Genomic DNA, 13400 nt, shown 5'->3' on the forward strand with positions numbered 1-13400 from the left:
CTGCCGCATTTCCCACAGCCACAGCAGCCAGTTTACAATGCGACTGATATTGTTGCAGAGTGATTCATCCGCTACCATTATCCCTCGATGTACTGAGTAACAACACTTCGTCTTGCCGATGAATCGGGCCCCAATTTCCGAGATCCAACGGGCAAGGAACAAGGAACAAGGAATTTTTTTTATAATTTACCACGAAGAAAAATTATTTAATTCTGCCGGATGCCTTATACATAAGAGCCTTCAGCCTTCATTTGACTACCTCTCTAAAGTTAGATAAAATAATTAGTGTTTTATGCTTAGGAGCTTTGAGAAAACCTTAAGCAGCTTTGTATAGCGGGCAACAGTCTCAATCGAGTATTTATTGTTACCTTAGATACGTAGAAACCCAATAATTAGAGGGATCGAGAAATTGGAAGTTTTTGAACGAGCACAACAACTGCAAAGGCCCTCAACCCGAATGGCTGCTGTCGAGTCTTTTTCCAAAAAAGCCAGTATTGCAGTAATTGCGATCGGCTGTACAGTCATTTTGGGTTGGATATTCGATCTGCAATTCTTAAAAAGCATTCTGCCCGGACTCGTGACCATGAAAGCCAATACTGCGGTATGCTTTATTTTGGGCGGGTTTTCTCTATTCATCCAACAGAGCCGGGGCGCCAAATTAACAGCAAGAAAGTCTCAAAAGAAATACAAGAATTTAATTTTGGGTTCCTCATCTTTGATTATATTAATTAGCCTATTAACCCTAGTCCAATATAGCTTTAATTTAGATTTAGGCATCGACCAACTGCTATTTAAAGAAAGTTACACCTTGACAATCACCGGAACACCCGGACGCATGGCGCCGAATACTGCTGGTGCTTTTTTCTTGCTGGGAACAGCGCTGCTGCATCTGTCAGAACGTCGGCCTAAATACCTGCGGATTCAAATCTTAAGCTGTTGTGCATTTTTAATTGCATTTACGGGTTTGATAGGCTATTTCTACGACAAAGCTTTATTTTACCAAATTGGCAATAATACAGGAATGGCTTTGCACACTGCCGCAGCATTTATGTTGCTGAGCTTCGGCATTTTATTTGCCAGTCCTGAGCGAGGATTGATAGCAGTAATGACGAGCGATCGCGCGGGCGGCATCATGGCGCGGCGCTTGTTGCCACGGGCAATCATTATCCCGCCTTTAGTCGGTTATTTCATCCTATTGGGAGATCGGTTGCAAGCCTACACGCCGGAGGTAGGGATATCGCTGTTAAGCGTATTGAACGTGATTATTTTTACAGTTCTGATTTGGCAGAATGCAAAAACTCTCTGCAGCGCAGACCGGAAGCGCTATCGAGCGGAACTGGGACTGAGGAAAGCTAAATTAGACTTAGAAAATCAAGTTGAGAAACGGACTCTCCAACTGCAAATCACCAACGAGCAATTGCAGCAGCAAATTTTCGACTCTCAAACAACAAAGCAGGCGCTTCAAAAAAACTATAACCTGTTGATGGCAGTCATCAACAGTACGCCCGCCGCCCTATTTGTCAAAGATATTCATGGCAGTTACCTAATGCTTAATGCTGCAGGAGCCAGTATAATTGGCAAGTCTGTAGACGACATTATCGGCAGAGATGACAGCGAGTTATTTCCGCCGGAAATTGCGGGCAATATTAGGAAAACCGATCGCCCAATTATGACAGCGGGAACAACGCAAGCGATCGAAGAAGAACTGCCAGTTAAAGGCAATTTGCGGACATTTCTTTCTACAAAAAGTGCTTACCGGGACGGGTTAGGAAAGATCAGCGGTATAGTTAGCATCGCGCGGGATATTACTGAGAGCAAACAAGCCGAAATCGCCAACAGAAGTCTGGCAGCAATTCTGGAAGCGACCCCGGATTTTGTAGGTATCTCCAACCTCGAAGGACGCGCGATTTACATCAACAAAGCAGGCAGAAAAATGGTGGGTATAGACGAAAACGAAGATATATCCAAGCGACAAGTTGCAGAATTCACGCCAGCGTCAGGCCGCAGCAATTTGAATCAAGCGATCGCCACCGCTATTTCCGAGGGCTTTTGGAGTGGAGAAACAGCCTTCGTGTCAGCATCGGGACTCGAAATTCCCGTCAGCCAAGTTATCATCTCCCACTCCGCACCGGACGGCAAACTCGCATACATTTCGACGATCGCCCGCGACATCAGCGATCGCAAACAAGCTGAACAGGCGCTGCAACTGTCTCAAGCTCGTTTCGCCGGCATTTTAGAAATTGCCGAGGACGCGATTATTTCTGTGGATGCTGACCAAAAAATTATCCTGTTCAACCAAGGTGCAGAACGGATTTTTGGGTGGACGGCTGCTGAGGCGATCGGGCAATCCTTGAGCCTGCTGTTGCCCGAAGCTTTTGCCACGCATCATAGTCACCTCGTCAGCAATTTCGGCGACAACGTTCAACAAGCCCGAAAAATGGGCAACCGCAAAGAAATTTTCGCCCGCCGCCGAGATGGTACGGAATTTCCCGCCGAAGTTTCTATTTCCAAACTCGAAGTGGCAGGCGAAATCATATTCACAACTATTTTGCGCGACGTGACAGCCAGCCGCCAAGCCGAAGAATCTGTGCGTCTGAGCGAGGAAAGATACCGATCGCTGGCAATGGCCACCGCACAGATGGTTTGGACGACCAACGCTAGCGGAATCTTCGACAAGCCTCAGCCTGATTGGATAGCTTATACGGGCATGAGTTGGAAAGAGAAGGACAACTGGATAGAAGCAGTGCACCCAGAAGACCGCGATCGCACAATACAAGCTTGGATGGGGGCCATAGAAACAAAAAGTCTCTACGAAGTCGAGCACCGCTTGCGGGCCGCCGACGGCAGCTACAGACACTTCTGGGTGCGGGGCGTCCCCCTTTTGGCAGCCGACGGCAGCATTCGCGAATGGGTGGGAACTCACACCGACATTAGCGATCGAGTCCAAGTTTTGGAAGCACTCAAGCAGTCCGAGGGACAGTATCGATCGCAAGCAGCCGAGCTCGAAAAAGCTGTCCACGAGTTGCACCAAGCTCAAACTCAACTAATCCAAACCGAAAAAATCTCTTCTCTGGGGCAGTTAGTCGCCGGCGTCGCCCACGAAATTAACAATCCCATTAACTTCATCTACGGCAACATCACCCACGCCAAGGAATACGCCACAGACTTGCTCGGTTTGCTCCACCTATACCAAGAAAAATACCCAAATCCCGTCCCAGAAATTGTAGAAGCAGCCGAAGATATTGAAGTTGATTACTTAATGGAAGACTTTACGAAGATTTTGGAATCAATGAAAGTTGGAGCCGATCGTATCCGCGACTTAGTTGTATCCTTACGCAACTTTTCCCGACTCGACGAATCGCAGATGAAGCGAGTAGATATTCACGAAGGAATCGAAAGCACTTTGCTAATTTTGCAGCACAGGCTCAAAGCTAATGTACTTCGTCCCGCTATTGAGATTATCAAAGAATACGGCAATTTTCCAAAAGTCGAGTGCTATGTAGGTCAGCTCAATCAAGTATTTATGAATCTTTTAGTAAATGCGATCGACGCCCTCGAAGAGTACAACAGCAAGCGTTCTTCACAAAAAATATATTCTAGACCAAACCGAATTCGGATTAGCACCAGTGCGAATTCAGACACAGTAACAATTCGGATTGCCGACAACGGGATGGGAATCAATCAAGAAGTTATTGGCAAGTTGTTCGACCCATTTTTTACTACTAAACCAGTCGGCAAAGGCACAGGCTTGGGACTGTCAATCAGCTATCAGATTATAGTTGAAAAACACCGAGGCAAATTGCAGTGTATTTCCACACCTGGGGAAGGTGCAGAGTTTGTCATCGAGATTCCCCTTTGCCAGAAACTATCAGCGCTGGCTACCGAAAACACAAAGGAAATGGTCATTAGTCAGTAGTTAGTAGTCATATCATGTCCGGTCGATTACCCTGATTCCTGTAGGGGCGGGTTCACCAATAATATTTGCCAAAAACGGACAATCTCACAAACCCGCCCCGACAATTGTATTATGGGCGATTGATCGGACATTATATCATTAGTCAGTAGTCCTTAGTTTCAGGGCTCACCCATCGGGGGAAGCTAGAAACCTAGTTTCTACGAGTTTTGCGTTTAGTGACGAGAAATATAGGAATAAACCGGGTTTCTGAGGTAGCGAGTGCATCCAGGGCTTGCATTTGGATCTCCTAGTCTGAAAACCTTGATTTTCACAAATGCCGATACTCTCCTCTTCTCGATCGCCCTAAATCGAAATAATTCTTTACAATAAAAAAGTAACAATCCAATTAACTTTGACAAAATCCCTTGAAAATGCCTGTAAACCAACTTTCTCCTACCACAGCCTCCACGGAAACACAGACACTCGACTTTGACATAGCCATCGTCGGAGGCGGCATAGTCGGGGCCACCTTAGCCAGCGCCTTAAAAGATTCCGGCTTAAAAATAGCAATAATTGAAACCCAACTCCCCGCCGCAGCAGCAGCCAAAAAACAAGCTTATGCAATTACCCTGCTATCAGGAATGATCTTAGAAGGTATCGGCGTGTGGCAGCAAATCTTGCCGCAAATTACCACCTTCGAGCAAATTAGCCTCTGCGACGGCGACTATCCGGGCGTCGTCGAATTCCACCGCCCCGACTTGGGAAATACTGGCAAATTGCCTGTACCAAAAACAGCTTTAGGTTATGTTGGCGAGCACGGAGTCATGCTGTCAGCTTTGCACGAATGTTTGGCAAAAAACCCGAATTTTAGTTGGGTTTGTCCGGCGGAAGTAGTCGAGGTAAAATATTTAACTAATTGCGCTGAAATAGAAGTCAAACAAAACGGCGAAACCCGCACAATTCGCACCAAATTATTAGTCGCCGCCGACGGTTCGCGATCGCGCATCCGCACCGAAGCCAACATCAGCACTCGCGGCTGGAAATACTGGCAATCCTGCATTGCTATCACTATTAAAGCAGAAAAACCGCACAATGATATCGCTTTTGAGCGCTTTTGGCCCAGCGGCCCGATGGGAGTTTTACCATTACCTGGGAACCGTTGTCAAGTAGTTTGGACAGCACCCCACGCGGAAGCAAAAGCTTTGCAACAAATGGATGAAACAGAGTTTTTGACTTTGTTGGAACAGCGCACGGGCGGGCTTTTGGGGCGTTTGGAATTGGAGAGCGATCGCTTTTTGTTTCCGGTGCAGTTAATGCAGAGCGATCGCTACGTTTTGCCCAGATTAGCACTAATTGGCGACGCGGCCCACTGCTGCCATCCCGTCGGCGGCCAGGGATTAAATATGGGCATTCGAGACGCAGGGGCGATCGCCCAAATCTTGCAGCAAGCCCACCAAAAAGGCGAAGATATCGGCGATTTGCGAGTATTGAAACGGTATCACAACTGGCGGAAAAAAGAGAATTTAATCGTGTTAGGATTTACCGATTTTCTAGACAGATTATTTTCCAATACTTGGCTGCCAATTGTAGCATTTCGCCGCTTCGGATTGTGGTGTTTGCGGACAATTCCCCCAGTGAGGTTTTTAGCCTTGCGCTTGATGACCGGTTTGATGGGGCGGCCGCCAGAATTAGGGCAAAATTAGAAGAAACCGGATTTTCATCTGCGTCCATCAGCGTACATCCGCCCACATCTGCGGTTCCAAATCAATAGCCGTTGTTTTTTCGCACTAATCTTTATAGCGCGATCGCCCCCAAGTTTCAAGCTTGCTTCTTCCCTTGAGCAGTAATTGAGAGTAATATTCAAGGATTTAAGCTGAAATATGGGGTTTCCATTGGTTACGGATAGCTTGTACTAACAGCCCTTCGCCGTTCCGCACTATTCCCCGGCGGCGATTTTCCTCAACTACAGCGATCGCATCTCGAACTACTTCAACATTGTTACTTAGAATCAAAGTCTTTAGCCAAGGGTTAAGATGAAATCCAGCCATTTCCACTTCCTCCAAAATTGTATTAGACATAACTGTAAAAGTCGATGATTGAGTTTTGGGAGAATCGGGGACAGTTTCAGCTAATGCCAGCAGGCGATCTAGATGTCCTATGCCATAAGCATCAGCAAATTCTTTAGCTGTCTGGATGTACTCAATTAGTTGTGTCATATTTATCTCCTGGCTTTTTCAAAGTTTGCGGTGGAAGGCTTACCACTAAATAACAGCTTATAAGCTACTTTCAAAAAAGTCCCAGAAAAAATTTTCCGGTATCATAAAAATAACCGGAAAATTTTTTCCTATTTTTTGAGAAACCGGAAAAATATCCTATTTACGCGCTAGTTATGGTAAACTCAGCAAGAGAGACGCCAAGTTATGAGAGAAGTTGGGGTGACTAAGACTGTGAACTTATGGCAAAGCTTTTTAAGAGTAAAGATAGTTACTGTTTATGACTTGAGTCGGACAGAGACAGCTATTCTTTTGGCTAAGTTTCCCGATGAAAACACGGTCAAGAGCAATACAGAGGTTGCAGATGGAGGAATCGCAGAAGAAAATTCTGACATCCCGATCGACCCTGAGAATGTTCGGCGGCAAATGTGGACGATATACAACAAGCGTTTCTGTCTAAAAGAAAACCAGGAAAGTTTTTTGGGTTGTCACAGCCAGAAAGGTCGAGATAAAGATGCTGCTGTTCTAAATTGCCTGAAATCGCAGTATTCAAGCTGGCGGTCAAGTCAAAGGAGTGCATTTACTAAAGACGATTGCACCCCTGCTATTTCTTGTAACCCTTTTATTCCTCAGACTGGTAAAGTTGACGACCCGCAACTGTTTTTTGGCAGAGAGCGGGAAATTAGGCGAGTATTCGAGGTTCTTAACAGCAATAATAGTGTAGCTTTAATAGGAGAGGAAGGCATCGGGAAGTCTTCTCTGCTATCGGCTATTTGTCAACAGGCTGAAAATTTCCTATTATCGGCACGCAAGCCAATTTACTTAGACCTAAATGGAGTCCGAGATGAAGATGACTTCTACACAGCTTTGTGCGAAGAAGTTGGCATCCCTAAAAGCGAGGGATATATGCTCACTCGTGCGTTGAAAAAGCATAGAGTGCTGCTGGCTATAGATAATGTCGGAAAGATGACTTGGGAAGGTTTTACCCGTCAAGTGAGAGATCACTTGCGGGGTTTAGCTGAGGGGCAAAATGCAGCTTTACAACTGATTTTAGCTGCTACCCAACCCCTCGATAAACTCTTTAATGACAGTCAGGATGAAGGGAACACGTCTCCCCTGGCGGGTATTTGCCAAGAAGAGAACATCAAGCCTTGGGATGAAGCAATTGCCGGTGCCTTTATTAAAGCTCGTCTTGCTAGGACTTTGGTGCGTTTTACTGAAGAGGAAATCAGCCAGCTAGTACAAGAAAGTGGCGGTCATCCACGACGACTGATGCAGTTGTGCTATCAAAATTATGCGCGATATATGGAGGATGTAAAATGAGCGATCGCAATACCGACATTCCCCGTTTAGACTTAGCTCCTCAATTAAAGCGACCTCTTTCATTATCAAAGCCCATCGATTACTTGCGGTTATTATACTGGGTGTTTTTCTTTCCCCAAGCCTTGCGGTGGTATATCTACAATAGAATATCTATTTCAGAGCGCCACAAGAATTATAAAAAAGATTCAGGATTATTGCCTAATTCCATAATAACTGGGTTACTTTTACAAGTAATGGTAGTCATATTCATTACACTCTTAAATTGGAGTGTAATTCTTAAATTGATTAATTTTTCAGTAGATGCGGTACATATATCAGTAGGGTTTTTCTTTACTATTTGGGGGTGTGGGATGGCCTTGGCTGTGACATTAATTGAAAAAGATAAATTTTTATCAAAGTTCAAGTCAGAAACAGCCAAATATCTAACTATAATTATTATTTTTTCCTTAAGTTTTAATTTATCAAATTTTACTGTGAGTGCTATCAAAGAAGAATCTACTAACCTGGGAGTTATCTTAATTTTAAGTATCTTAGCAGGTATATGGTTGGGCGTAGGAGGTATTTCGACACTAGCCATTTTAGGTGTGGACGAATTAGCTATTATATTCGTTATTGGTGGCGTGTTATTTATGTCATTCACACTTTGTATTTCTCTACCACTAGATTTAGACAAAACAGATTTTTTTACAGTTATAAAAAGCCTGTTAATTAGGGTAGTTTTCTTTGTTACTTGTGTGATAGGTTCATGTATAGGATTGCTGCGCCCAGATAACTGGTTTTTTACATTACCTCTAACCCAAAAATTATTTAAAATAGGAGTTACTCCCAAAGTTAAAGAAAACAGCAGCCCAAGGATTTTCAGTGATGAGTTTGGTTCCCGATATTCTGGATATTCTGATTTTCAGATTTCTTCATCTCCCCATCTTCCTCTGTCTCAAGAATTGCCATCTGATTATGTTTTTGAAATGCGTAAGTCCTATAGAAATCATCTAGACTTGCTGTTTCCTCGTGTAACTGTCCTGCCTAATCCCTATATCACCGAGCAATTAAAAGAATGGCTGCGACTAGATTGGGAAACAGGAATACATAATGCTTATGAAATTTATACTTATACTCTCCAGTTCATTCCTGTAATTCAAGCTTTAAACCAAGTTCTTGCTGAAGAACCAGAGCAAGTGGTCGATCGTATAGCACATTTAACTGATCATCCTTACAAATGGGAGTTGGTGCGTTTGATTTCAGGTTCTATCTATACAAATTTTATTCAATTTGAGCCTCATGCTCGCGCTGTTGCCCGTGGTTTCTTGTGTTTGCACGAGGAGTCCCTGTACGATGCAGGAAAAGCATTTGATGAGGTGCTGCGGTCTCTACCTTATGTAAAGGAAATGTGGTTGATAACTCTAACTTTATCGGAGTTACTAAATGCTAATAATTTAAATGATATTTCTGCAATTAAAACATACATTTTTACTGTAGAATACTGGAGGCGTCCGGCTACTGGTAAAGCAATTGCTAGTTTTTATAGGATTGTAGAAGATATTAAAATTATTCAGAAGAGTTCATCTCGTTCGGCCAGAGCCTTCGCTCTCAGCCGTGCTTTAGGGGAACTTAAAAACCTGCGGGAGCAACCTGATGATGTGCCTCAACCAGAGCGAGAAATAGTTAGAAAAATTGCTTTTAAGTGGTCGCAAGCGATACTAAATGTAGCTAGTGAGGTTGGCAACGTTTCTATTACTGAGCGAGTGCGTAATCCCTACGTGGTTGGCGACCCTGTTGAGGGGAACCTGTTTGTTGGACGAGAGGATATACTCAAACAGCTCAAAGAATTGTGGATATTGACTCAGCGACTTCAGTCTGTGGTTATTTACGGTCATCGACGCATGGGGAAAACTTCTATTCTGCTTAACGCTGCTAAATCTCTGGGTTCACAGGTAAAAGTAGCCTATGTCAATCTATTGCTAGTGGGAGATAGTCCTCAAGGAGTTGGAGAGGTGCTGATGGCAATTAGCGATGAAATTTCTGATGCTGTCAACATTTCACCTCCTGCCGATGCGGAGTTGCTGAATCTTCCCTACCGTACTTTTGAGCGCTATTTGAAACAAGTAGAGGCAAATCTGAGTGAAACGGGTTTGATTATTGCTTTAGATGAGTTTGAGAAGATTGAAAAACTGATTGAGAAAGGAAAGATTGACAGTGACTTTATGGAGGTTCTGCGTGGGATGGTACAAATGAGTCCTAAAATAGCTTTTGCCCTGGCTGGTTTGCATACTTTAGAGGAGATGACTGGGGATTACTCCCACCCTTTCTTCGCTAGCTTTATTAATATCAAGGTTAGCTTTATGGAAAGGGCAGCTACCCGCCAGATTCTTGCTAATCCCCATGAAGATTTCCTTCTTGACTACGCACCAGAAGCCTTATCTGCAATCTCTATGTTGACTACTGGACAGCCTTATTTAGTTCAGCTAGTGGGATTTCAGCTAGTTCGCCGCTACAATGAGCAAGTTTTTGAGAGGGGAACTTCTCGCGATCCGGTCTTTACAGTAGAAGATGTGAGGGCTGTCATTAATGACCCTGAATTCTTTCAGCGGGGACGCTACTACTTCGATGGCGTTTGGGGTCAGGCGACGCGGGGTACTCCCGGACAACAAGAGGTATTAAGAGCGATCGCACCTCACCCAGAAGGACTCGATATCAACACGCTAGCTGAAATTACTGGCATGAACGACACAAATTTACAGCAAGCACTTAACTCTTTGATACGTCACGATGTAGTTTCGGCAAGGGATGGCAAGTGGCGCATTATTGTCGAACTATTTCGCCATTGGGTGGATAAATGTATATAGTGTGCTTGCGTAAGTTATGATTCGGTTCGCCACTGATTAAGCCAGCGAACTTGCCCTTTCCAGTCAGCAGCTTGTGTTTCTGAAAGCAGGCGATCGAGCGAAGCAATTAGACTAGATAATGTCCAACTGTTTTGAGCCGCCAAAATGATGCCACCATGTTCGGGATAACGCTGAGCTAAAACCTGAAAATCCCGGATATTAAACGTAAAAATACACCGCCCTCGCGCTGTTGCTTCTAGCAATTGAGCCTCATCGCTAGCATCTAAAGCCATCCACTCAGTCGGTGTCCGAGTGACATCGTGACTGCGAGATAAAAGGGCGGCTTGCAAAGCTTTAATAGAGGTATCGGCATCTAGATGCAATAGCGGTTTAGACATTAGCAGCTTCAATAATTTGCTCAGCGGCAATAGATGCGTCTATTTCTTGATGGTGAGCCGCATAAAAAGCGAGAACATCGTTCACTTGCTCTTCACTTAAGTCATACTCAGTGGCAATTTGGTTTGGAGAAAAACCCCATTTCTGCGCTGCGATGACTACTGTTTGCACCCGCAACCGAGTGCCGCGCAAAACCGGAACGAGTTCGCCGCTAGCGCCGCGCACATACGTGATTGCAGGAAAAGCCGGATCGTCATTCCGCTGGTTGAGAGTAGCGACTTTTTCGGCTACAGCCCAGAGGATAAACTGATCGAAGGAAATGCCTTGGAGTGTTGCCAATTTTTCAGCTTCTTGCTGTAACTGAACGGGTAAGTTTAAGGCGTAGGATGTCATCGATCTAACTTCCGTTTGCTAATATAATTTCAGCGGTTCATTCTTTAACAACTTCCATCAACTCCTCAATCAAAACATCGAGGGTGCGAGCTATCTTTTGAATGGATGTGATATCAACCGTTGCTAGTCCTTCCGAACGAGCATAGTGCCTGACTGTGCTGTACGGAACCTCGGATCGATCGGCAACATCCTTTAACGTCCATCCCTTTTCGTCAGCCAACTCTCGGATTCGGAACCTAACTAACCCCATTTTACTTGACAAACGATAAGTATCTATGTTTTTAATTCAAACACAATTGTCGATCGACAGTTAAAGAGTATTTTGTATGGTGTGGATCAGTAGATCTCTTGCAAAAATCCTTTTCCTCAATTGATGGGACGGGCAAGATGCCCATCCCACAAGAGTTATTTTTTCTTGTGGGATGGGCATCTTGCCCGTCCTAATTATTTTTGCAAGAGGTCTAGTCAGAAGTTCGATCGCACTTAAAGATATCTGATGAATCCGCACCCGATGGTACTCACCCACAAATCAAAGAAACCGGGTTTTTCACCAAATCTTCGCCTATAACCAAATATTCTCGCAAAAACCCGGTTTCTGACTACCCACCCATCAAAAATAAAACAACTGCCGACAGCCAAAACCGTCAACAGTTGTTTTATATATTCAATGCGGATGGCGAGACTCGAACTCGCAAGGACATAATGCCACACGCACCTCAAGCGTGCGCGTATACCAATTCCGCCACATCCGCTCTTTCTGGCAATCTCCGGGATTTTTGCGTTACGAGTTAAAGATTCACAGGTTGAGGTTCCTGACATTTAACTTGTGACTTGCCCTTTGACACCGCCGATTTACAATCATAGCACCACTACCAGCCAAATGTAAAATAAATTTTTGTGAACAATTTCTGCAAAACGATTATCCAGAACATACCGAAAGGCATTATTGTACAGAATATTGAGTGAATTAAGCAGCGAAGATGGGGTTCTCGAAAATTTTAATCGCTAATCGGGGAGAAATAGCTCTCCGCATATTGCGGACCTGCGAGGAAATGGGGATTGCCACGGTCGCCGTTCACTCCACCGTAGATAAACACGCCTTGCACGTCCAGTTGGCAGACGAAGCCGTTTGCATCGGCCCCCCCACCAGCAGCAAAAGCTATTTAAACATCCCCAACATCATCGCGGCCGCCCTGACGCGCAACGCCGCAGCCATTCACCCCGGTTACGGCTTCCTCGCCGAAAACGCCCGATTTGCCGAAATCTGCGCCGACCATCAAATTACCTTCATCGGCCCTTCTCCTGCGGCGATGCGGGCGATGGGTGACAAATCCACCGCCAAAGAAACGATGCAGCGGGTGAAAGTCCCCACTGTTCCCGGTAGCGAGGGATTGCTGGCCGACGATCGCGAAGCTTTGTCGATCGCCCGCGAGATCGGCTATCCTGTGATGATCAAAGCCACCGCCGGCGGTGGAGGCCGCGGGATGAGGCTAGTCAGAGAAGCATCCGAACTCCCCAAACTATTCTCAGCCGCCCAAGGCGAAGCCGATGCAGCCTTCGGCAACCCCGGACTTTACCTCGAAAAATTCATCGAAAAACCCCGGCATATCGAAATCCAAATCCTCGCCGACAACTACGGTAACGTCATCCACCTCGGCGAGAGAGATTGTTCGATTCAGCGCCGACACCAGAAACTCCTCGAAGAAGCCCCCAGCCCTGCCCTCAGCCAAAAACTGCGAGATCAAATGGGTCACGCCGCCATTGCCGCCGCCAAATCGATCAACTACACAGGTGCCGGCACAGTCGAATTTCTGCTTGACAAATCGGGCAAATTCTACTTCATGGAAATGAACACTCGCATCCAAGTAGAACATCCCGTCACCGAGATGATTACAGGCCTCGACTTGATAGCCGAACAAATCCGCATCGCCCAAGGAGAAAAACTGCAAATCAAGCAAAACCAAGTAGTTCTCAACGGCCACGCCATCGAGTGCCGCATCAACGCCGAAGACCCCGATCGCAATTTCCGGCCTCACCCCGGCATAATCAGCGGTTATTTGCCTCCCGGTGGCCCTGGCGTGCGGATGGACTCTCACGTTTACACCGATTACGAAATACCCGCTTACTACGATTCTTTAATCGGTAAAGTAATTGTATGGGGGCGCGATCGACCGACAGCCATCCGCAGGATGAAACGGGCATTGCGGGAATGTGCTATCACTGGCGTTCCTACCACCCTGGGCTTTCACCAAAAAATCCTCGATTCCCCCGAGTTTCTCAGCGGCGAAGTTTACACGAATTTCGTCGAACAGTTCTTGAACCAAAACAGTCATTAGTCAGTTGGCAGTTGGCAGTTGG

At 45.5% G+C, this 13400-nt stretch carries 10 protein-coding genes and 1 tRNA gene; 5 read left to right on the forward strand and 6 right to left on the reverse strand.

Annotation, left to right across the window (positions count from 1 at the left end; genetic code table 11):
- Positions 1 to 409: 409 nt before the first annotated feature.
- Complete coding sequence (locus QUB11_RS07630) at positions 410 to 3916, forward strand: PAS domain S-box protein (protein WP_333390193.1); 3507 nt, start codon at positions 410 to 412, stop codon at positions 3914 to 3916.
- A 410-nt stretch (positions 3917 to 4326) separates the two neighbouring features.
- Positions 4327 to 5598, forward strand: a complete 1272-nt coding sequence (locus QUB11_RS07635) for an FAD-dependent hydroxylase (protein WP_333390195.1) — start codon at positions 4327 to 4329, stop codon at positions 5596 to 5598.
- Positions 5599 to 5763: 165 nt separating this feature from the next.
- On the opposite strand, the gene QUB11_RS07640 is transcribed toward QUB11_RS07635, so the two are convergent.
- Positions 5764 to 6111, reverse strand: a complete 348-nt coding sequence (locus tag QUB11_RS07640; protein ID WP_333390197.1) for a hypothetical protein — start codon at positions 6109 to 6111, stop codon at positions 5764 to 5766.
- Positions 6112 to 6330: 219 nt separating this feature from the next.
- Between QUB11_RS07640 and QUB11_RS07645 the strand changes: the two genes are divergently transcribed.
- Positions 6331 to 7431 (forward strand): AAA family ATPase, encoded by a 1101-nt coding sequence (locus tag QUB11_RS07645; RefSeq protein WP_333390199.1) that lies wholly within the window; start codon positions 6331 to 6333, stop codon positions 7429 to 7431.
- Positions 7432 to 7603: 172 nt separating this feature from the next.
- On the opposite strand, the gene QUB11_RS07650 is transcribed toward QUB11_RS07645, so the two are convergent.
- On the reverse strand, positions 7604 to 8260 hold the full coding sequence (locus tag QUB11_RS07650; RefSeq protein WP_333390201.1) for a hypothetical protein: 657 nt from the start codon (positions 8258 to 8260) through the stop codon (positions 7604 to 7606).
- Between the two features lie 136 nt (positions 8261 to 8396).
- Between QUB11_RS07650 and QUB11_RS07655 the strand changes: the two genes are divergently transcribed.
- Positions 8397 to 10274, forward strand: a complete 1878-nt coding sequence (locus QUB11_RS07655) for an ATP-binding protein (RefSeq protein WP_333390203.1) — start codon at positions 8397 to 8399, stop codon at positions 10272 to 10274.
- A 14-nt stretch (positions 10275 to 10288) separates the two neighbouring features.
- Here the strand turns inward: QUB11_RS07655 and QUB11_RS07660 are convergent, their stop codons facing one another.
- The 4 genes from QUB11_RS07660 to QUB11_RS07675 all read right to left on the reverse strand — a co-directional run bounded on the left by QUB11_RS07660 (position 10289) and on the right by QUB11_RS07675 (position 11794).
- Complete coding sequence (locus QUB11_RS07660; protein WP_333390205.1) at positions 10289 to 10651, reverse strand: DUF5615 family PIN-like protein; 363 nt, start codon at positions 10649 to 10651, stop codon at positions 10289 to 10291.
- Positions 10644 to 11042: a DUF433 domain-containing protein gene (locus QUB11_RS07665; protein WP_333390208.1), complete on the reverse strand. Its 399-nt coding sequence runs from the start codon at positions 11040 to 11042 to the stop codon at positions 10644 to 10646. The genes QUB11_RS07660 and QUB11_RS07665 overlap by 8 nt, the downstream gene beginning before the upstream one ends.
- A gap of 37 nt (positions 11043 to 11079) precedes the next feature.
- Entirely contained in the window at positions 11080 to 11292 is a 213-nt protein-coding gene (locus tag QUB11_RS07670) for a helix-turn-helix domain-containing protein (RefSeq protein WP_006634859.1), read from the reverse strand.
- Positions 11293 to 11710: 418 nt separating this feature from the next.
- A tRNA-Leu gene (locus tag QUB11_RS07675) sits at positions 11711 to 11794 on the reverse strand.
- Positions 11795 to 12022: 228 nt separating this feature from the next.
- Between QUB11_RS07675 and accC the strand changes: the two genes are divergently transcribed.
- Positions 12023 to 13378: an acetyl-CoA carboxylase biotin carboxylase subunit gene (gene accC, locus QUB11_RS07680; RefSeq protein WP_333198420.1), complete on the forward strand. Its 1356-nt coding sequence runs from the start codon at positions 12023 to 12025 to the stop codon at positions 13376 to 13378.
- Positions 13379 to 13400: the final 22 nt, after the last annotated feature.

Source organism: Microcoleus sp. B6-A1 (genome assembly GCF_036705085.1).
GTDB lineage: Bacteria > Cyanobacteriota > Cyanobacteriia > Cyanobacteriales > Microcoleaceae > Microcoleus.

Excerpts from the sequence above, each read along its gene's own strand:
- QUB11_RS07670 (WP_006634859.1), bottom strand. The coding sequence starts at position 11,292 with ATGGGGTTAGTTAGGTTCCGAATCCGAGAGTTGGCTGACGAAAAGGGA.
- QUB11_RS07655 (WP_333390203.1), top strand. The coding sequence starts at position 8,397 with ATGCGTAAGTCCTATAGAAATCATCTAGACTTGCTGTTTCCTCGTGTA.
- QUB11_RS07635 (WP_333390195.1), top strand. The coding sequence starts at position 4,327 with ATGCCTGTAAACCAACTTTCTCCTACCACAGCCTCCACGGAAACACAG.
- QUB11_RS07640 (WP_333390197.1), bottom strand. The coding sequence starts at position 6,111 with ATGACACAACTAATTGAGTACATCCAGACAGCTAAAGAATTTGCTGAT.
- accC (WP_333198420.1), top strand. The coding sequence starts at position 12,023 with ATGGGGTTCTCGAAAATTTTAATCGCTAATCGGGGAGAAATAGCTCTC.
- QUB11_RS07660 (WP_333390205.1), bottom strand. The coding sequence starts at position 10,651 with ATGTCTAAACCGCTATTGCATCTAGATGCCGATACCTCTATTAAAGCT.
- QUB11_RS07665 (WP_333390208.1), bottom strand. The coding sequence starts at position 11,042 with ATGACATCCTACGCCTTAAACTTACCCGTTCAGTTACAGCAAGAAGCT.